Source organism: Mycobacterium sp. NGS68, from assembly GCF_059812195.1.
The window spans coordinates 148,022-165,728 of record NZ_JCALCE010000005.1 but is presented as its reverse complement, the minus strand read 5'-3'; the positions used below and the strand labels follow the sequence as shown (position 1 = coordinate 165,728).

The following is a 17,707-nucleotide window of genomic DNA, read 5'->3' as shown; positions in this document are numbered from 1 at the left end:
GCTAGAGCGACTTGCCGACCAGTGCGACCAGGTCGATAAGGCGGTTGGAGTAGCCCCATTCGTTGTCGTACCAGGACACGACTTTGGCTTGGTTGTCGATGACCTTGGTCAGCCCGGAGTCGAAGATCGAGCTGTGCGGGTCGGTGACGATGTCGGACGAGACGATCGGGGCGTCGTAGTACTTCAGGATGCCCTTCATCGGGCCGTCGGCGGCGGCCTTCATCGCGGCGTTGATCTCGTCGGCGCTGGCGGCCTTGCCCAGTTCGACGGTCAGGTCGGTCGCCGACCCGGTGGGGATCGGCACCCGCAACGCGTAGCCGTCCAGCTTGCCCTTGAGCTCCGGCAGCACCAGTCCGATCGCCTTGGCCGCCCCCGTCGAGGTCGGCACGATGTTCAGCGCCGCCGCCCGCGCGCGGCGCAGGTCCTTGTGCGGGCCGTCCTGCAGGTTCTGGTCCTGGGTGTAGGCGTGGATCGTGGTCATCAGGCCCCTGACGATGCCGAACTCGTCGTTGAGGACCTTGGCGATCGGGCCCAGGCAGTTCGTGGTGCACGAGGCGTTGGAGATGATGTTCTGGCTGCCGTCGTACTTGTCGTCGTTGACCCCCAGCACGATGGTGATGTCCTCGCCGGTGGCCGGTGCGGAGATGATCACCTTCTTGGCCCCGGCATCCAGATGGCCCTTGGCCTTCGCGGCGCTGGTGAACAGGCCAGTCGATTCGACGACGACGTCGACGCCGAGGTCGCCCCAGGGCAGCGCGGCCGGCCCTTCACGCACCTCAAGCGCCTTGATCTTCGCCGGGCCCACCACGATGGTGTCCTCACCCTCGAGCGTGACGTCATAGGGCAGTCGGCCCAGGATGGAGTCGAACTTCAGCAGGTGTGCCAGCGTGTTGTTGTCGGTGATGTCGTTGACGGCGATCACCTCGATATCGGCGCCACCCGCCTCCTGCTGAGCCAATAAGGCCCGATAGAAGTTTCGTCCGATTCGCCCGAAGCCGTTGATGCCTACTCGGACCGTCACGTGTCTCTCCCTGTCTTCCTGTGGCCGCTGATGAACCGCTCCTGGTCAGCCTAGATCAGTGGCAGGCGACTGGCGCGGGGCCGGTTATAGGGCTGTGGCCGATGTGGTTGGAGTGACTCGTCAGGGCAACAACCCGGTGCTGCCGTGCGTGCCGGCCAGGCCGGGAGTGAGCAACGGGTCCGTTCCTGGGGTGCCGGGGCCTCCGCCCGTGGCCCTGGCCAGATCCGTCGCGTAGGCATCGCCGCCGTTGCCGGCGCCGCCACCCGTGTTGATCTGCGCGCTGTTGCCGCCGTCACCACCGGCGCCGCCGTGGGCGAGTCCCGTCCCGTAGTTGTACGCCGTACCGCCGACGTCACCGAAGCCGCCGCCCGTGGTGCCGTATCCGCCGTCGCCACCCGCGCCGCCGGTGGCGGTACCAGACCCCGGCGAATAGTCGTCGTAGACATATGCCGCGCCGCCGGCCCCGCCATAGCCGCCAATTCCGTTCACGTTCTTACCGCCCGCGCCGCCGGCGCCGCCGGTCGCATCGCCGGTTCCGTAGTTGTATGCCGCACCGCCCTGGCCACCGTAGCCGTTGATATTCAGATTGGGGCCAATCGCGGTCTTGCCGTCCCCACCACCTCCGCCCGCCCCGCCGGTCGCGGCGCCGGTCCCGTAGTTGTAGGCATCGCCGCCGCTGCCGCCGTTGCCGGCAACGCCGTTGGGGGCGTCACCGCCGGCCCCGCCGGCGCCACCCTTCACGTCGGCCGCGACTCCGTAGTTGAATCCGCGGCCACCGTTCCCGCCGTCCCCGGCGATCCCACCGGCGGCGGCGCTGCCGCCGTTGCCGCCAGCGCCTCCATTGCCGATCCCTCCGCTATTGCCACCGGTCCCGCCGTTGCCGCCAAGTCCGCCGGCGGTGTCGTTATAGCCCGCCCCGCCATGGCCGCCGTCGCCGCCGGTGGTGGCTTCGGCCCCGAACGCACCCAGGTTCCCCGCGCTTGCCCCGACGCCACCGGCCGCGCCGCCGAAACCGAAGGCACCGACGGCGCCCGGGTTGCCACCGGTACCCCCGTTTCCTCCGCGTAGCTGAGTGAAGGTGCCTGCGGCGCCGTCGCCGCCGGTTCCGCCGGCACCGGCGTCGCCGCCCCGACCGCCGTCGCCGCCGTTGCCGCTGGCGCCGGCGTGCCCGCCGAGCAGGCCGGCAGCGCCGCCGGCACCGCCCGCCCCGCCGGTACCACCCGAGCCGCCGCTACCCCCGTCTCCGGCTCCACCTCCGGCCCCCAAGAGCGTGCTGGCCTGCCCGGGTGTGCCATCGCCACCCGTGCCGCCGGTGCCCCCTGCACCGCCCGTGCCGCCGATGCCGCCGGCGCCGCCGTTGCCGTAGACCAAACCGCCGCGACCGCCGGCCCCACCCGCGCCGCCGGTACCGCCATCGCCGCCCTTCTCGCCGATGACACCGAGGGCGCCGGTGCCACCCGTCGACCCCTGCGTACCGACCCCACCGTCGCCGCCCTTACCGCCGGTGCCGAACAGCCCGGCGTTCCCGCCTCTGCCGCCGGCCTGGCCCGTCGTCCCCGAGCCGCCGTTGCCACCGTTGCCGACGATCCACCCGCCGTCGCCGCCGGCGAGCCCGCTACCGACCGCGCGGTCGGCGCCGTTACCGACCAGCGGGCGCCCGGTCAGCATCTGCCAGGGCGAAAACCACTGCGCGTTGGCCGCCTCGGCGGTCGCGTACGCACCCCCGGCACCGCTCATCGCCTGGATGAACCGGGTGTGAAACGCCGATGCCTGCGCGCCGAGCGCCTGATACTGCTGACCGTGCGCGCCGAACAGCGACGCAATCGCCACGGACACTTCATCTTCGGCCGCGGCCAGCAGCCGCGTCGTGGCGGCGCTGGCCGCGTGGTTGGCGGAGCTGATCGCCTCGCCGATACCCGCGGCGTCGGCCGCCGCGGCGCTGACGGCTTCTGGCATTGCGATCACATAGGACATGCGTAGCACCCAACCTTTCGCAACAATGGAAAAGCCCGAACCTCTGGCTAGATTCGCTGCGCACCGCCCGATGGCCGAATCGTAACGCCGCACATATCCCACGTCCCGGTTTCGCGTGGAAGCGCGGGTTAGCGGGTGGCGCGTTGGGTCTCCACATGCACCGGGAACTCGTCGCCGGGCTCGGGCCACGGCTGCCGGGTCAGCATGTCGGCGACCTCGACGTAGCCCGCTTCGATCAGCCCCGTCTTCGCGTCGACGATCCGGTACCACTGCTTTTGCGTGTGGATCGGCTGGCCCTCCAGGATGATGACGCGCAGGTCCCCGTCCTCGAAGTTGCAGCGCCGCTGGACCGCCTCGACCAGCTGCTCGTTGTGCAGGTGGCCCTCACCGAAGTTCCAGCCGACCAGCGGACCGGCGACGACTTCCCCTTCGCGCACCTTGTAGTCGGCCTCGTCGGCCCCCAACGCCCGCGGCAGCAGACCGTTGAGCGCCCGGCCGTGCGTGTGCATCGCACGGAACGCGGCGACCTTGTCCGACATGACCTCCGCGGTCGCCGGCCCGTAGAGCTTGGCGAGTTGATTGACCACCAGCGCAGAGCTTTTCACCACGTCGGCCTCGATCTTGTCCTCCGCGCCGGCGCGGAAGCACCACAAGCTGGTGGCCCAGTTGCCGGCGTAGTAGCGCATGGCGGGCAGGAACGAAATCTTCTCGGGGAGCAGGTTTCCCGCGATCACCACCGCCACCACGACCGCGATGATGGCCAGCAGCAGCGGCGAGTGCAGGTCGATGGCGCGGATGGCGCCGTAGTGCCCGAACAAGTAGAACAGCGAGAAGATGAAGAACACGTTCCACTCCAACGGAACTCCCATCGGGAGGTTGGACAAAATGTTGAGGTGGAAGATCACCATGAACCCGATCAGGAACCACCGCCACGGTTGGTCGCCGGCGACGAACACCAGCACCGTCGGAACGATGAATTCCGCTGTGGTGCCGCCGACGTGGGCCATCAGCTTCGGCAGCCAGGTGGGGCGCAGATCGTCGACGTGGTCGCGGTAGAGCAGGTGTTTGAGCGGGTTGAACAGCCTGGGGCGCAGCAAAGCGTTGTTGCTTGTCATCACGGCCACGACGTAGGGGAAGTGGTGGTTGAGCTTCGACGTCGCCGCGCCCCACCACAGGCACAGCATGATGATCTTGAACGCCGAGACCTGATCGGCGAAGGGGAAGAAGAACACGATCAGCTTCAGCCAGTAGTGCTCGCCGCGGGCGGCCAGAAAGATCGTCTTGTCGCGTAAACCCAGGAGCGCGAGGGCGACGATGGTGGGGATCACCAGGACCGGATCGATCAGGCCGACGCCACCGATGCCGGGCACCGGGCCGCCGTGTCCGGGTGACAGCAGGGCCCATACCGCGCCGCCCAGGACCACGGCGTACAACGCGACGTCGACGGCGGTGCGGTTGTCCCCGCCGGTGAGCGGCACCTTGCCCGGCCACGCAGGCAGCCGAATGGTGTTCGGCCGCAACCAATAAAGGAACCCGCCGATCGGCGGCATGAACCGCCCGGTCAACGGGCCGGATCCGCAGCCGAAGCCCATCACCTCGAACAGCAACGTGAAGACGACGACCTTCTGGTACACGATCGGCTGCGTCCACCAGTCGGCGATGTGGCCCAGCCCGCCCAGGCCCGGGGTCAGTGAGATGATCGCGGCGGGCGCCGCGACGTACAGGCCGATCTTCATCAGGTACAGCAGGTACACCGCGTAGGGGGTGCCGAACCCGTGCTCCGCCCAGTGCCGGGTGACGATCTGCAGTCGGGTCGCACGCGGCAGAGTCGGCCAGGCCTCGTGGTCGACGTCGGGAAGCTCCGGAGACATGAATCCCATGGCGGCCCTCGTTCCTCGCGATGTACAAACCGGTTGGCCAGTACAACCTATAAGGAATGCGGGTCACGAGGAACCACAACAGCCAGGCACGCTGGTCGAGGTGCGTCAAAGGCTGTCAGGTACAGGCAAACGCTCTGCGGAAGAACGAAATTCAGGCCTCGTGCGACCGGCTGCCCCGTCGTTAGCGGGCCACCAGCCGCGTCCGCTGAGGTGTCGGCGAAACCCGCTCCCCGGATGCACTGTAGAACCGCCGTTGCAGATTGAAGATGAGTCGTGTGAGGGCGCGGTGCTCCCGCTCTTCGTTGCGCAACTCGCGCCGGCAGCTATGGACGAGGGCGGCGTTACCGCCGGCCCTAGCGGAGGCGATGTCGTTCTGCAATTCGTCCATGCGCTGCTCGATCAGCCGGCAGCTATCGAGGAGCATGCGCAAGTAGTAGTCGGCCTGGCGCTGATCCGCCGTTGCGCCGGATGCGGGCGCGCTCGTGATCGCCGACGGGAGGGGTTTCGCGTGCCGGACGTGGACGGAACCCGTCCGCGCAGAAGTTGCACGCATCGCGGCGTGCGGTTGGAGAGCGGCATGCCTTTCGGGCATCGCAACGAGGTCCATTCGGCCCTCTCGACGGGGTTGGGAAGTTAGTGAGCGCAACAATATATCGCAACCGGGCCGGTGCCCTATGTGCGGCCGCAATGAACTTCACCCGCGCATTCGTGCTCGCAGCACGAATGTCTCGGTACGCGACGAGACATTGACGGTCGCGTACACCCGCTCGGCGCCGCTCGTCGCCAAAGATCACCCACCGAGTTGAGCCGTCCGCGCGACCCCTCATGACGCACGGGCGGTTTGCGGGTGTGATGTCAGGCGACTCTGCGGCAGCCTAGCGGGGCACGGGTCGGGCAGGAACCCGCCGCTGGAGACGATCGATCAGCCCCTCGAGAAGCTGCCGGTCGTGCTTTTCGATATGCGTCAAATGCCGGAAGGCACAGGCATACCCGGCGTCACCACGAGCCTCCGCGACGGTCATGCCGCGCTCGTACATATCGATCCGAAGGTTGGTGCGCCGGCAGATCTGGGAGAGCACCCGCAACAGGCGGTCGGCCTGGGCATCCGCCGTCGCGGCGGCTCTGCTGCTCACGCCGTTGGCGGCGGCTGGATGCCGTTTCATTTTTCCCTCTCTCCGGGTGGGGCGTTTGACCTGGGCAAACGCTAACGCCCGACGCCGTGGGATGCCATGGGCGCCGGTCCTGAACCGCGAGATCGATTTTGTGCGGACAGCACCAATGTGTTATTGGACGTCGCGCAACACACCCGGTGCCATCCACCGGCAGATCTCCAACGCAATCTGCACGCGGAACACGGCATCGGGGTCGTCGAAACGCTGTCGACACAGCTGCATCGCCTGGGTCACCCGGTACTGAATAGTGTTGCGGTGCAAGATCATCGCCTCGGCCGTCGCAACGTAGCTGCGGTTGCGCGCCAGAAACTCCCGCAAGGTTTCGCGCAACCACTCGCTGCGCTCGTCGTCGGCACTGAGGTCGCCCAGCACGTCGGCAACGAAGCGGCCCAACTCTTGGACGTCGCCGGCCATCAGGGCTATCGGCGCGACATCGCCGTAGAAAACCACCCGGTCCCGGCGGCGCCCCTCCCCTGCGAGCGCCACCGCCTTGGCGCGCTCGGCCTGCTTGAGTGAGGCGCGGAACCCGCGCAGGCCGTCCTCGACACGACCGAAGGCCAGGCGGGCCCGCAGCCCTGCCGACTCGAACGCCGCACGCAGCCGCGACGGGTCGGGCATCCGATCGTCGGGGGCGCGCGTCAGCGAAAACCACAGCCGAGCCTCGCGCTCGTCGGTCGGCACCAGCAGCGAGCTTCCCACCGGGCCCAGCTCAGCAGCCAACAGGGAGCGCACCTGGTCGACGAGCGTCAATACCTCGGCCGTGGGCACCGCGGCATCGACCCAACCCACCGCGGCGATATGACAACCATTCAGCGGATAGCGCAACGCGCGTTCGGCCCGCGGGAGGTCAATCGCGGTGCCGGCGAGCACCTCGCTGATCCACTGCTGTTGCAGGCCGCTGCGGCGACTCAGCCAGCGATCGTGCTCTTCTTCGTAGGCCAAGATCAACTGGTCGCCCACCATGTCGATGAGGCGGGCCGAGCGGGTCACCAACTCGACGAGCGTCGGCACCTGCTGCTCCGGCCGCAATGCCGACACGTACCCCATCGCCACCTCGACGAAATGCGCGTGCCCCAGCCGATGCGCGCGAACCAACGGCGCCAACGGAATATCGCGCTGCGCGGCCGCACGAGCATAGGCCAGCGCGGCGGCCGGCGCCTCGATCAGCGATGTCTCATCCCTATCCAGGTAATGAACCGCTGCCACGAAGTTCTCGGTGAGGCTTGCGCGCCACAAGTCGATCATGCGGGCGTCGTAGTCAAGTCCCTGGATCTCGGTCCGCATCGTTTCGAACAGCTCGGCGATGAAGTCGTCACGAATCTTGTCCATGCGGCGGACGATCACCGAAAGGGGCTCGCCGTCGACCTCGGCCACCTTTGCGTCCCTTCTGCGCGGCGCATCCCCGTGAGCACCATTTGACACCGTGCGCGAGCGCCATCGCTACCATCAGAGCACTCGACGGCGAAGAAGCCTCGAAGGAGGAACGTGAGCACAGACAGCCCCGACATCCCCGATGGCCCGGAGGACCACGACCACGGCAAATGGGACCCCGGCCTGACCAAACGGGTGATCGGCGTGATGCGGCCGGTGTTGAAGACCTACTTCCGCTCCGAGGTGCACGGCCTGGACAACTTTCCGCCGGGCGGCGCGCTCGTCGTCGCCAACCACTCCGGCGGCCAGTTCCCGATGGACATCCCGATCCTGTCGGTCGATTTCTACGACAAGTTCGGCTACGACCGTCCGGTCTACACGCTCAGCCACGACGTCCTTTTCATGGGCCCCACCGCCGACTTCTTCCGGCGAACCGGCTATATCCGGGCCAACCGGGAAAACGCGGCCAAGGCGCTGCGGACCGGTGGCATTGTGGTGGTCTTTCCCGGCGGCGACTACGACGCATACCGGCCGACGCTGTCGGAGAACGTCATCGACTTCAACGGTCGCAAAGGGTATGTCAGCACGGCGATCGAGGCCGGAGTGCCGATCGTGCCGATGGTGTCCATCGGCGGGCAGGAAACCCAGTTCTACCTGACCCGGGGCACCTGGCTGGCCCGCACACTGCAGCTGAAGCGGTTGATGCGCAGCGACATTCTGCCGCTGTCGTTCGGCTTTCCGTTCGGGTTGACCATCCCGATCCCGCCGAACCTGCCGCTGCCCTCCAAGATCGTGACGCAGGTGCTGGAGCCGATCGACATCGCCGCCGAGTTCGGCGCGGACCCCGACGTCGACGAGGTCGACGAGCACGTCCGGTCGGTGATGCAGGAAGGCCTCGACGACCTCGCCGCCAAGCGCCGCTTCCCAATTCTGGGCTGAGTCATGGCATCTCGCATCGAACAAGTCACCGGCATCATCAGCACGCTGCGGCGCGCCGGGATGATCGCGCCGATGCGGCCCGACCGCTACCTGAAGATGGCGGCCGCGATGCGCCGCGAGGGCATGAGCATGACGGTGGGGTTCGCCGGAGCGGCGCAGCGCTGCCCGGACCGCCCCGCCCTGGTCGACGAGCTGGGCACGCTGACCTGGCGGCAGCTCGACGAACGGATCAACGCGCTGGGCGCAGCCATGCAGGCGCTACCGTCCGGGCAGCCCAAAGTCGTTGGGGTGATGTGCCGCAACCACCGCGGCTTCGTCGAGGCGCTGGTCGCGACCAACCGGATCGGCTCCGACGTCCTGCTGCTCAACACCTCGTTCGCCGGCCCGGCGATGGCCGATGTGGTCAACCGCGAGGGCCTCGACGCCGTCATCTACGACGACGAGTTCACCGAGACGGTGGACCGGGCGCTGGCCGACAAGCCGGACGCCACCCGCATCGTGGCCTGGACCGACACCGAGCACGAGTTGACGGTCGAGAAGCTGATCGCCCGTCACCTCGGCGAGCAGCCCGAGCGCACCGGTAATAAAGGCAAGATGATCCTGCTGACCTCCGGTACCACCGGAACACCCAAGGGCGCCAAGCAGTCTGGCGGCGGCGCGGGAATCGGCACGCTCAAGGCCATCCTGGACCGCACGCCGTGGCGCGCGGAGGAGACCATCGTCATCGTGGCGCCGATGTTCCACGCGTGGGGCTTTTCCCAGTTGATCTTCGCCGCGTCGATGGCCTGCACGATCGTCACGCGGCGCAAGTTCGACCCGGAGGCCACGCTGGACCTGATCGACCGGCACAAGGCGACCGGCCTCGCGGTGGTGCCGGTGATGTTCGACCGCATCATGGACCTGCCCGACGAGGTGCGTAACCGCTACAGCGGTCGCTCGCTGCGCTTCGCCGCGGCGTCCGGTTCGCGGATGCGACCCGACGTCGTCATCTCCTTCATGGACCAGTTCGGCGACGTGATTTACAACAACTACAACGCCACCGAGGCCGGCATGATCGCCACCGCGACCCCGCAGGATTTGCGGGCGGCACCCGACACCGCCGGCCGGCCCGCCGGCGGCACCGAAATCCGAATACTGGACTCGGATTTCAACGAGTTGCCGACCGGTGAGGTCGGCACCATCTACGTCCGCAACGATACCCAGTTCGACGGCTACACGTCCGGCGCTACCAAAGACTTCCATGCGGATTTCATGTCCTCGGGCGACGTGGGCTACCTCGACGAGAACGGCCGGCTGTTCGTCGTCGGCCGCGACGACGAGATGATCGTCTCCGGCGGCGAGAACGTCTACCCGATCGAGGTGGAGAAGACGCTGGCGGCGCATCCCGACGTGGCGGAGGCCGCGGTGATCGGCGTGGACGACGAGCAATACGGGCAACGGCTGGCGGCGTTCGTGGTGCTCGAACCCGGGGCTCAATCCGCCGGGAACGCGACGGTGGACACGCTCAAGCAACACGTCCGCGACAACCTGGCCAACTACAAAGTGCCCCGCGAGATAGCGATCCTGCAGGAACTTCCCCGCGGCAGCACCGGCAAGATCCTGCGCAACGAACTGAAATCCCGGGTGGGGGGCTTATGAAACACGAGCAGCGACGCGAACGGTTATTACGCGCACTGCGGTGGGCGGCCAAGCCGCGGCCGCTGACACGCGCGGCGGTGGAGTTGATCAACGCGGCCAACGGCCTGCATCCGCTCACCCGCAACCCGTACGCCTCGCCGACGGTGTTCTGGTTCGGCTGGCCCACCTCGGAGGTCCCGTACGTTTACGCCGGCGCGTCCGTGCTGGACGCGGTGCGCCGCGGTCGCCGCGGTGCTTTCGCCGGTGTGAAAGGCAAAGCGGCGCTTGCTCTTACCGTCGCGTCGTGGGGAATCCTGGGAGTGATCGGCTACCGCGGTGTGACGACGCCGGGCCCGGTGCTGGAAGCGGGGTTGACCGAGGGCCTCGGCCCCGACTACGCCGACGATCTCCAGGCCCTGCCGACCGAGCCGACCAGCCGGGGCCGGCGCAACCCGCCGCTGCGCTCCACGGTGGCCCGCCGACGCTACGTCGACAAAGAGAACATCGTGCGCTACGGGCCCCACGGGCGCGCCAACCTGGCCGACATCTGGCGTCGCCGCGACCTGCCGCGGGACGGCAAGGCGCCGGTGCTGCTGCAGGTACCCGGCGGCGCCTGGATGATCGGCTGGCGGCGTCCGCAGGCGTATCCGTTGATGGAACACCTGGTTTCGCGCGGCTGGGTGTGCGTGTCGATGAACTACCGCGTCTCGCCGCTGCACACCTGGCCGGACCACATCGTCGACGTCAAGCGCGCGCTGGCGTGGGTCAAGGAGAACATCGCCGACTACGGAGGGGACCCGAATTTCGTTGCGATCAGCGGCGGTTCGGCCGGCGGACATCTGTCGTCGCTGGCGGCTCTGACGCCCAACGACCCGAAGTTTCAGCCCGGCTTCGAAGAGGCCGACACGTCGGTGGTGGCGGCCGTCCCGTTCTACGGTCGCTACGACTGGTTTTCCATCGACGAGCCCGGCCGGCCGGAATTCCTCGAAATCCTCGCCCGGCTCGTGGTCAAGAAGAAACTCAGCACCCACCGCGACATTTACGTCGACGCCTCCCCCATCAGCTACGTGCGGGCCGACGCGCCGCCGTTCTTCGTGCTGCACGGCACCGACGACTCACTGATCCCCGTCGGCGAGGCCAGGGAATTCGTCGAGGCCATGCGGGAAGTGTCCAAGGCCCCTGTCGCCTACGCCGAGTTGCCTTACGCCCAGCACGCGTTCGACATCTTCGCGTCCCCGCGGGCACACAAATCGGCCGACGCCGTCGCCCGGTTCCTGTCCTGGGTGTACGTGACGAATCCGCCGGCCTCGAACGGGCCTGCTACTACTTAGCGGCCTGCAACTGCTCGGCGGCGCGTTCGAGTTCGGCCAGCGCGGGTTCGATCGCGTCGGCCATCTCGTCGATGTCGTTGGCCACTTCGGGCGTGGTGACGAAGCCGAAGTCCAGGTACTCCATGTAGGAGAAGCAGGTGATGTTCAGGGCGATGTCCATCACCGGGGGCCCCAGCGGGACCAGCGATTCCAGCTTGGCGCCGGCCATGTACAGCGGCATCGGCGGACCGGGGACGTTGGAGACGACGAGATTCAGCGGCGCCAGGTTGTGCGACAGCCCGCTGGCGGTGTACGCGCGGGCGGCCAGCTGCAGCAGCCCGGGGGGCGTCGTCTCGGTGAGCCCCATGATCTGATGCGCCGACAGCGCCTTGGCCATTAGTTTGGCGCTCTGGGTGCTCTCGTGGATGGCCTTCAGCCGCTCGCCGGCGTCCTCGATGTCGGTGGCCAGCGAGGCGGTCATCGAGCTGATCTGATTGCCCACGTCGCTCGCCGTCTCGTCGGTGCGGGTGGACACGGGTATCTGCGCGATCAACGGCTTGGCCGGCAGCTCGTCCCGCTTCTGCAGGTATTCGCGGGCGGCGCCGGCGACCAGCGCCAGCACGACGTCGTTGAGCTTGACGCCGAAGGCGTCCTTGACGGCCTTGGCACGCGACAGCTCGACGCGGCAGCCGGTGATCCGCCGGTGCGGTGACACCGACGCGTTGAAGCGGGTCTTGGGGGCCTCGAAGTAGCCGGGCGGCTTGGTGCTGACGCCCAGCGCGGCGATCTGCTGACGGACGGTCTGCTCCAGCAGCCGCGTGATGCGGAACGGCGTCTTGACCACCACGTTGTAGAGCGCACCCAGGGTGCGCCGTTCGATGCCGGGGATCTGGAATCCCACCAGCGAGCCCACCGTCTCCTTTTGCGCCGGACGCGGTTCGGGCGTGACATCCAGCAGGATTTCGCCCAGGCCGGCACCGGATACCCCGTCGACGATGGCGTGATGCATCTTGGTCAGCGTCGCGATCCGGCCGCCCTTGACGCCCTCGATCACCCACAGCTCCCACAGCGGCCGGGAGCGGTCCAGCTTGTAGGACATCAGCCGGCCGACGAGTTCGTCGACCTCGCGGCGCCCACCGGGGGCCGGGACGCCGATGCGACGGACATGAAAATCGATGTCGAGCTCTTCGTCCTCGACGAACCAGGGCCGGTCCAGGCCCAGCGGGGCGCCGGTGACGCGCCACCGCAGCTGCGGCAACTCGGCCAACCGCTCGATCAGCAGCTCGCGCAGGCGCTGAAAGCTGTAGTCCGGCGCCTTCCGTGGATCGCAGATCGCCAGCGCACCCACGTGCATGTGCCAGCCCGCAGTTTCCGCCGACCAGAACGCCGCATCAACACTCGAAAGCCGCTTCATCCCATGAACCTAGCCTTCGCCCGCCCGCCCCGAGAAGAATCTTGAACAATCTCACAGGGCGCGGTTAGGCGTCCTCGAGCAGGTCTGGCGTCACGGCCGATTCGGTGTCGGGGATGCCGTCGACCTTCGCCTTGCGGTCCGCCATCGACAACAGCCGCCGAATACGGCCGGCCACAGCGTCTTTCGTCATCGGCGGGTCGGCGAGCCGGCCCAGCTCCTCGAGCGAGGCCTGCCGGTGCTCGACGCGCAGCTTGCCGGCCGAGGCGAGATGATCGGGCACGCCCTCGCCGAGTATCTCCAGCGCCCGCTCCACCCGGGCGGCCGCCGCGACCGCGGCCCGCGCCGAGCGGCGCAGGTTGGCGTCGTCGAAGTTGGCGAGCCGGTTGGCCGTCGCGCGGACCTCGCGGCGCAGCCGCCGCTCCTCCCAGATCGTCCGAGTGTCCTCGGCGCCCATCCGGGTCAGCAGCATGCCGATCGCCTCGCCGTCGCGCACCACCACCCGGTCGGCGCCGCGCACCTCGCGGGCCTTGGCGCTGACCCCGAGCCGCCGCGCCGCGCCGACCAGCGCCAGAGCGGCCTCGGGACCGGGACAGCTGACTTCCAGCGCCGACGAACGCCCCGGCTCGGTCAGCGATCCGTGAGCCAGAAAGGCTCCCCGCCAGGCCGCTTCGGCGTCCCCTACGCTGCCGCCGACGACCTGGGCCGGCAGGCCGCGCACGGGGCGCCCACGCATGTCCAGCAGCCCGGTCTGCCGGGCCAGCGCCTCGCCGTCGTTGGCGACCCGCAGCACGTAGCGGGTGCTCTTGCGAATGCCGCTGGCCGACAACACATGCACGACGGCGTTGTAGCCGTACAGGTCGAAGATGTCCTTGCGCAGTCGGCGCGCGATGCCGCCCAGATCCACCTCGGCCTCGACGACGACGCGGCCGGCGACGATGTGCAGTCCGCCGGCGAACCTCAGCAGGGAAGTAACCTCCGCCCGCCGCGCGCTGACAGATTTCACTACCAGGCGGCTGAGCTCTTCCTTGACTTCGGTCGTCATCGCCACGCGTCGTCACCCCTCGGTCCGTTGCGGCCCGGTCCCTGCACGCCAGTTTGCGAACGTTCACCGTCGATCGGGATCTGATCGGTGGCCGTCACCGCAGGTCCCGCCGGGCTCTGTTCGCGAACCCGCACCCCATCAAGAGCCGCCGCCAGCTTGCCCGGGTCATGTAAAGGTGTACCAGGTCGGGACACGTCGGCGAAGTGGACCTCGGCTTGCAGCAGGGTTGCCGTGCGGCGCAGCTGATCACGCTCCCGCTCGCTCGGCACCCGATCCGCGTCGATGATGATGTCGTGGACGCTGAATCCGGGCGCATGCTGGGCCAATACGTGCAGGTGGCGTTCCACCGAGAAGCCGGCCGTCTCCCCCGGTTCGGCGACAAGGTTGAGCACCAGCGCTCGTCGCGCCGTGGTGGCCCGCAGCGCCGCGGCCAGGCCGGGCACCAGCACGTGCGGGATCACGCTGGTGAACCACGACCCCGGCCCCAGGACCACCAGGTCGGCGGCCATGATGGCGTCGACGGCCTGCCGGGTGGCCGGCGGATCGGCGGGTAGCAGCCTGACCCGTCGGACCTTGCCCGGCGTGGTCGCGATGCCCACCTGGCCGCGTATCACCCGGAACATGCGCGGATCGGTTTCCAGGCCGGACACGTCGGCCTCGATCTGCAGCGCGATCGGGCACATCGGCAGCACCCGGCCCTTGACGCCCAGGATGCGGCCCAGCTCGTCGAGCGCGGCGACCGGGTCGGCCAACACCTCGGACAGGCCCGCCAGCAGCAGGTTGCCTATCGGGTGCCCGGCCAGCGCGCCGCTGCCGCCGAACCGGTGCTGCAGGATGGTCGCCCACAGCCGGCCGTACGGGCTGTCGGATGCCAACGCCGCCAAGGCCATTCGCAGATCCCCCGGCGGCACCACATCGAGTTCGCTGCGCAGCCGGCCGGAGGAGCCGCCGTCGTCGGCGACGGTCACGACGGCGGTGACGTAGGGGGTCAGCCGGCGCGCGGCCGAGAGCGTCGCATACAGGCCGTGGCCACCGCCCAACGCGACGATGCTCTGGTTGGACGGAGGGTTGGCCGGCAAGCCGATCGGGCCGGTCATTCGCGGCCCAGATCCCGGTGCAGCACCCTCACCGTCAGCTGCGGATCCGCGCTCAGCAGGCCCATCAACGCCTCCGCGATCGCCACGCTGCGATGCTTACCGCCGGTGCAGCCGATGGCGACCGTCATGTATCGCTTCCCCTCCCGGCGGTAGCCCTCGACGACCACGGTCAGCAACTGATGGTAAGCGCCGAGGAATCCGGCCGCGCCGGGCTGACCCATCACGTAGTCACGCACCGCCGGATGCTGGCCGGTGAGCGGGCGCAGCTCGTCGACCCAGTGCGGGTTCGGCAGAAACCGCACGTCCATCACCATGTCGGCGTCCATCGGCAGCCCGTACTTGAACCCGAACGACTCCACGGTGACGCTGGTGGTCGCCCCGGCGTCGCCGCCGAAGGCGCGTTCGATGCTTTCCCGCAGTCCCCGCACGGACAGCGTCGACGTGTCGATGATCAGGTCCGCGGTGGCTCGGACCGGTGCCAGCATCCGGCGTTCGGCGGCGATGCCCTCGGCCAGGGTCTGTTGACCCTGCAGCGGGTGGCTGCGGCGATTCTGTTCGTACCGGCGGACCAGCATGTCGTCGGATGCCTCCATGAACACCACTCTGGGGGTGATGCCACGGGTAGCCAGTTCGTTGCGTACCGAATCCAGGTCGCCGGTGAAACCGCGCGACCGCACGTCCATCACCACCGCGAGCTGGGTGATCCGGGAGCCGGCGGCCAGCCCGAAATCCACCATCCGGGTGATCAGCTGCGGCGGCAGGTTGTCCGCGACATACCAGCCGAGGTCCTCGAGCACCTTGGCCGCGGTGCCCCGCCCGGCCCCGGACAGGCCGGTCACCAGGACGACGTCGATGCCGGCGGATCCAGTGTGGTCGGTCATCCGGAGGCCCCGGTCGAATCAGGGGTCGAGGCGGGAGCCGGGTCGGGCCGCAGTGCCTCGAGCACGGCCGCGGCGGTGGCCACGCCGATACCCGGAACGGCAGTGATCTGATCGACGGTGGCCTCCTTGAGGCGGGCTATGGATCCGAAGTGGGTGACCAGCGCTTTGCGACGATGCTCTCCCAAACCTGGCACCGAGTCCAGCACCGATGCCGTCATTCGCTTGGATCGTTTGCTGCGATGGTAGTTAATGGCGAACCGGTGGGCCTCGTCGCGGATCCGTTGCAGGAGGTACAGTCCCTCGCTGTTGCGGGGCATGACGATCGGGTCCGGCTCCGCGGGCACCCAGACCTCTTCGAGCCGCTTAGCCAGGCCGATCACCGCGACATCGGTGATGCCGAGCTCGTCGAGCACCGCGCTGGCCGCGTTGACCTGCGGTGCGCCGCCGTCGACGACGAACAGGTTCGGCGGGTAGGCGAAGCGGCGCGATTTTCCTTCCGGGGAAAGCATATTGGGGTCGCTCTGGTCGCTCAGGTGCCGCAAGAAACGGCGTCGGGTCACCTCGGCGATGGAGGCGACGTCGTCGGAGCGGCCCTGCCCCGCGGCTTCCCGGATGCCGAAGTGGCGGTAGTCCGATTTGCGTGGCAGGCCGTCCTCGAACACCACCAGCGAGCCCACCACGTCGGTGCCCTGCACGTGGCTGACGTCGATGCACTCGATGCGCAGGGGCGCGTCGGCCAGCCCTAGGGCTTCCTGAATGTTCTGCAGCGCGGCGGATCTGGCGTTGAAGTCGCCGGCCCGCTTCAGCTTGTGTTGCTGCAGCGCCTCTTTCGCGTTGCGCTGCACGGTTTCGGCGAGGGCGCGCTTGTCACCGCGGCGGGGCACCCGCAGGACGACCCTGGCGCCGCGCAGGCCGGACAGCCAGCTCGCGAGTTCGTCGTGGTTATCCGGCAAGCACGGCACCAGCACCTCGCGGGGCACCGGGTTGGTGGATTCGTCGGCGGCGTCCCCGAGTTCCGCCTGGTCGCCGTAGAACTGCGTCAGGAACTGCTCCACCAACTGCTCTTCGCCCGAATTGCCTGGATCCCCAGGCTTTTCGACGATCCAGCCACGCTGCCCGCGAACCCGGCCGCCGCGGACGTGGAACACCTGCACCGCCGCCTCCAGATCGTCGTCGGCGAAGGCCACCACGTCGGCGTCGGTGCCGTCGCCGAACACCACGGCCTGCTTCTCCATGGCCCGCTTCAACGCTCCGAGATCGTCGCGCAGGCGGGCGGCCCGCTCGAAATCGAGCCGCTCGGCCGCGGCGTTCATCTGCTGTTCCAGGTCGCGGGCGAACCGGTCGGTCTTGCCCGACAGGAAATCGCAGAAGTCGACGACGATCTGGCGGTGCTGTTCGGCGCTGACCCGACCGACGCACGGCGCGGAGCATTTGTCGATGTAGCCGAGCAGGCATGGGCGGTCGATCTGCTTGTGCCGCTTGAATACTCCGGCCGAACAGGTGCGCGCCGGAAACACCCGCGTGAGCAGGTCCAGCGTTTCGCGGATGGCCCAGGCGTGCGAGTACGGCCCGAAGTAGCGCACGCCCTTGCGGCGCGGGCCGCGATAGACCATCAGCCGGGGAAACTCCTCGTTGAGGGTGACGGCCAGGACGGGATAGGTCTTGTCGTCGCGGTAGCGGACGTTGAAGCGTGGATCGAACTCCTTGATCCAGTTGTATTCCAGCTGCAGCGCCTCGACTTCGGTGTTGACCACCGTCCACTCGACCTTGGCCGCGGTGGTGACCATCTGCCGGGTCCGCGGCTGCAGGCTGGCGATGTCGGCGAAGTACGACGTGAGCCGGCTGCGCAGGCTCTTCGCCTTACCGACGTAGATGACGCGCCCGTGCGGGTCCCGGAATCGGTATACGCCCGGTTCGACCGGGATGGACCCGGGCGGGGGGCGGTACGTCGCGGGATCTGGCACGCATCCCAGGCTAGTGGCGGGCCGA

General features: G+C 68.4%; 14 protein-coding genes. 3 read left to right on the top strand and 11 right to left on the bottom strand.

Annotation, left to right across the window (positions count from 1 at the left end):
• Nucleotide 1: 1 nt before the first annotated feature.
• From gap to AC5Y5V_RS08470, 6 genes are all read right to left on the bottom strand, one after another.
• A complete protein-coding gene (gap, locus tag AC5Y5V_RS08495; RefSeq protein WP_499932777.1) occupies nt 2–1,021 on the bottom strand; it encodes a type I glyceraldehyde-3-phosphate dehydrogenase in 1,020 nt (339 codons plus the stop codon).
• A 120-nt stretch (nt 1,022–1,141) separates the two neighbouring features.
• Nucleotides 1,142–2,995, bottom strand: a complete 1,854-nt coding sequence (locus AC5Y5V_RS08490; RefSeq protein WP_499932774.1) for a PE family protein — start codon at nt 2,993–2,995, stop codon at nt 1,142–1,144.
• 128 nt (nt 2,996–3,123) lie between these two features.
• Nucleotides 3,124–4,875 (bottom strand): DUF3556 domain-containing protein, encoded by a 1,752-nt coding sequence (locus tag AC5Y5V_RS08485; RefSeq protein WP_499932772.1) that lies wholly within the window; start codon nt 4,873–4,875, stop codon nt 3,124–3,126.
• Nucleotides 4,876–5,056: 181 nt separating this feature from the next.
• On the bottom strand, nt 5,057–5,482 hold the full coding sequence (locus tag AC5Y5V_RS08480) for a hypothetical protein (protein WP_499932770.1): 426 nt from the start codon (nt 5,480–5,482) through the stop codon (nt 5,057–5,059).
• 268 nt (nt 5,483–5,750) lie between these two features.
• Nucleotides 5,751–6,038, bottom strand: coding sequence for a hypothetical protein (locus AC5Y5V_RS08475; protein WP_499932768.1), 288 nt, complete (start codon nt 6,036–6,038; stop codon nt 5,751–5,753).
• A 120-nt stretch (nt 6,039–6,158) separates the two neighbouring features.
• Nucleotides 6,159–7,421 (bottom strand): PucR family transcriptional regulator, encoded by a 1,263-nt coding sequence (locus tag AC5Y5V_RS08470; protein ID WP_499932766.1) that lies wholly within the window; start codon nt 7,419–7,421, stop codon nt 6,159–6,161.
• A gap of 204 nt (nt 7,422–7,625) precedes the next feature.
• Here AC5Y5V_RS08470 and AC5Y5V_RS08465 point away from each other — a divergent pair, with 204 nt between their 5' ends.
• From AC5Y5V_RS08465 to AC5Y5V_RS08455, 3 genes are read left to right on the top strand one after another with little or no spacing between them, the layout of a single operon-like run.
• Entirely contained in the window at nt 7,626–8,357 is a 732-nt protein-coding gene (locus AC5Y5V_RS08465; protein ID WP_499932962.1) for a lysophospholipid acyltransferase family protein, read from the top strand.
• 3 nt (nt 8,358–8,360) lie between these two features.
• Nucleotides 8,361–9,995, top strand: coding sequence for an acyl-CoA ligase FadD12 (gene fadD12, locus AC5Y5V_RS08460; RefSeq protein ID WP_499932764.1), 1,635 nt, complete (start codon nt 8,361–8,363; stop codon nt 9,993–9,995).
• Nucleotides 9,992–11,305, top strand: a complete 1,314-nt coding sequence (locus tag AC5Y5V_RS08455; RefSeq protein WP_499932762.1) for an alpha/beta hydrolase fold domain-containing protein — start codon at nt 9,992–9,994, stop codon at nt 11,303–11,305. The genes fadD12 and AC5Y5V_RS08455 overlap by 4 nt, the downstream gene beginning before the upstream one ends.
• Here AC5Y5V_RS08455 and AC5Y5V_RS08450 read toward each other — a convergent pair.
• From AC5Y5V_RS08450 to uvrC, 5 genes are all read right to left on the bottom strand, one after another.
• Entirely contained in the window at nt 11,298–12,698 is a 1,401-nt protein-coding gene (locus AC5Y5V_RS08450) for a WS/DGAT/MGAT family O-acyltransferase (protein WP_499932760.1), read from the bottom strand. The two genes, AC5Y5V_RS08455 and AC5Y5V_RS08450, sit on opposite strands and share 8 nt — an antisense overlap.
• 64 nt (nt 12,699–12,762) lie before the next feature.
• Entirely contained in the window at nt 12,763–13,740 is a 978-nt protein-coding gene (gene whiA / locus AC5Y5V_RS08445) for a DNA-binding protein WhiA (protein WP_499932758.1), read from the bottom strand.
• Nucleotides 13,737–14,837, bottom strand: coding sequence for a uridine diphosphate-N-acetylglucosamine-binding protein YvcK (gene yvcK, locus AC5Y5V_RS08440; protein ID WP_499932756.1), 1,101 nt, complete (start codon nt 14,835–14,837; stop codon nt 13,737–13,739). The genes whiA and yvcK overlap by 4 nt, the downstream gene beginning before the upstream one ends.
• On the bottom strand, nt 14,834–15,718 hold the full coding sequence (rapZ, locus tag AC5Y5V_RS08435) for an RNase adapter RapZ (protein WP_499932754.1): 885 nt from the start codon (nt 15,716–15,718) through the stop codon (nt 14,834–14,836). Before rapZ ends, yvcK begins: the two co-directional genes overlap by 4 nt.
• On the bottom strand, nt 15,715–17,682 hold the full coding sequence (uvrC, locus tag AC5Y5V_RS08430) for an excinuclease ABC subunit UvrC (protein ID WP_499932752.1): 1,968 nt from the start codon (nt 17,680–17,682) through the stop codon (nt 15,715–15,717). The genes rapZ and uvrC overlap by 4 nt, the downstream gene beginning before the upstream one ends.
• Nucleotides 17,683–17,707: the final 25 nt, after the last annotated feature.

Bases quoted from the DNA above. Each gene is read 5' to 3' on its own strand.
- AC5Y5V_RS08490 (WP_499932774.1), bottom strand. From the start codon at position 2,995: ATGTCCTATGTGATCGCAATGCCAGAAGCCGTCAGCGCCGCGGCGGCC.
- AC5Y5V_RS08485 (WP_499932772.1), bottom strand. From the start codon at position 4,875: ATGGGATTCATGTCTCCGGAGCTTCCCGACGTCGACCACGAGGCCTGG.
- AC5Y5V_RS08480 (WP_499932770.1), bottom strand. From the start codon at position 5,482: ATGGACCTCGTTGCGATGCCCGAAAGGCATGCCGCTCTCCAACCGCAC.
- AC5Y5V_RS08475 (WP_499932768.1), bottom strand. From the start codon at position 6,038: ATGAAACGGCATCCAGCCGCCGCCAACGGCGTGAGCAGCAGAGCCGCC.
- AC5Y5V_RS08465 (WP_499932962.1), top strand. From the start codon at position 7,626: ATGCGGCCGGTGTTGAAGACCTACTTCCGCTCCGAGGTGCACGGCCTG.
- fadD12 (WP_499932764.1), top strand. From the start codon at position 8,361: ATGGCATCTCGCATCGAACAAGTCACCGGCATCATCAGCACGCTGCGG.
- AC5Y5V_RS08455 (WP_499932762.1), top strand. From the start codon at position 9,992: ATGAAACACGAGCAGCGACGCGAACGGTTATTACGCGCACTGCGGTGG.
- AC5Y5V_RS08450 (WP_499932760.1), bottom strand. From the start codon at position 12,698: ATGAAGCGGCTTTCGAGTGTTGATGCGGCGTTCTGGTCGGCGGAAACT.
- whiA (WP_499932758.1), bottom strand. From the start codon at position 13,740: ATGACGACCGAAGTCAAGGAAGAGCTCAGCCGCCTGGTAGTGAAATCT.
- yvcK (WP_499932756.1), bottom strand. From the start codon at position 14,837: ATGACCGGCCCGATCGGCTTGCCGGCCAACCCTCCGTCCAACCAGAGC.
- rapZ (WP_499932754.1), bottom strand. From the start codon at position 15,718: ATGACCGACCACACTGGATCCGCCGGCATCGACGTCGTCCTGGTGACC.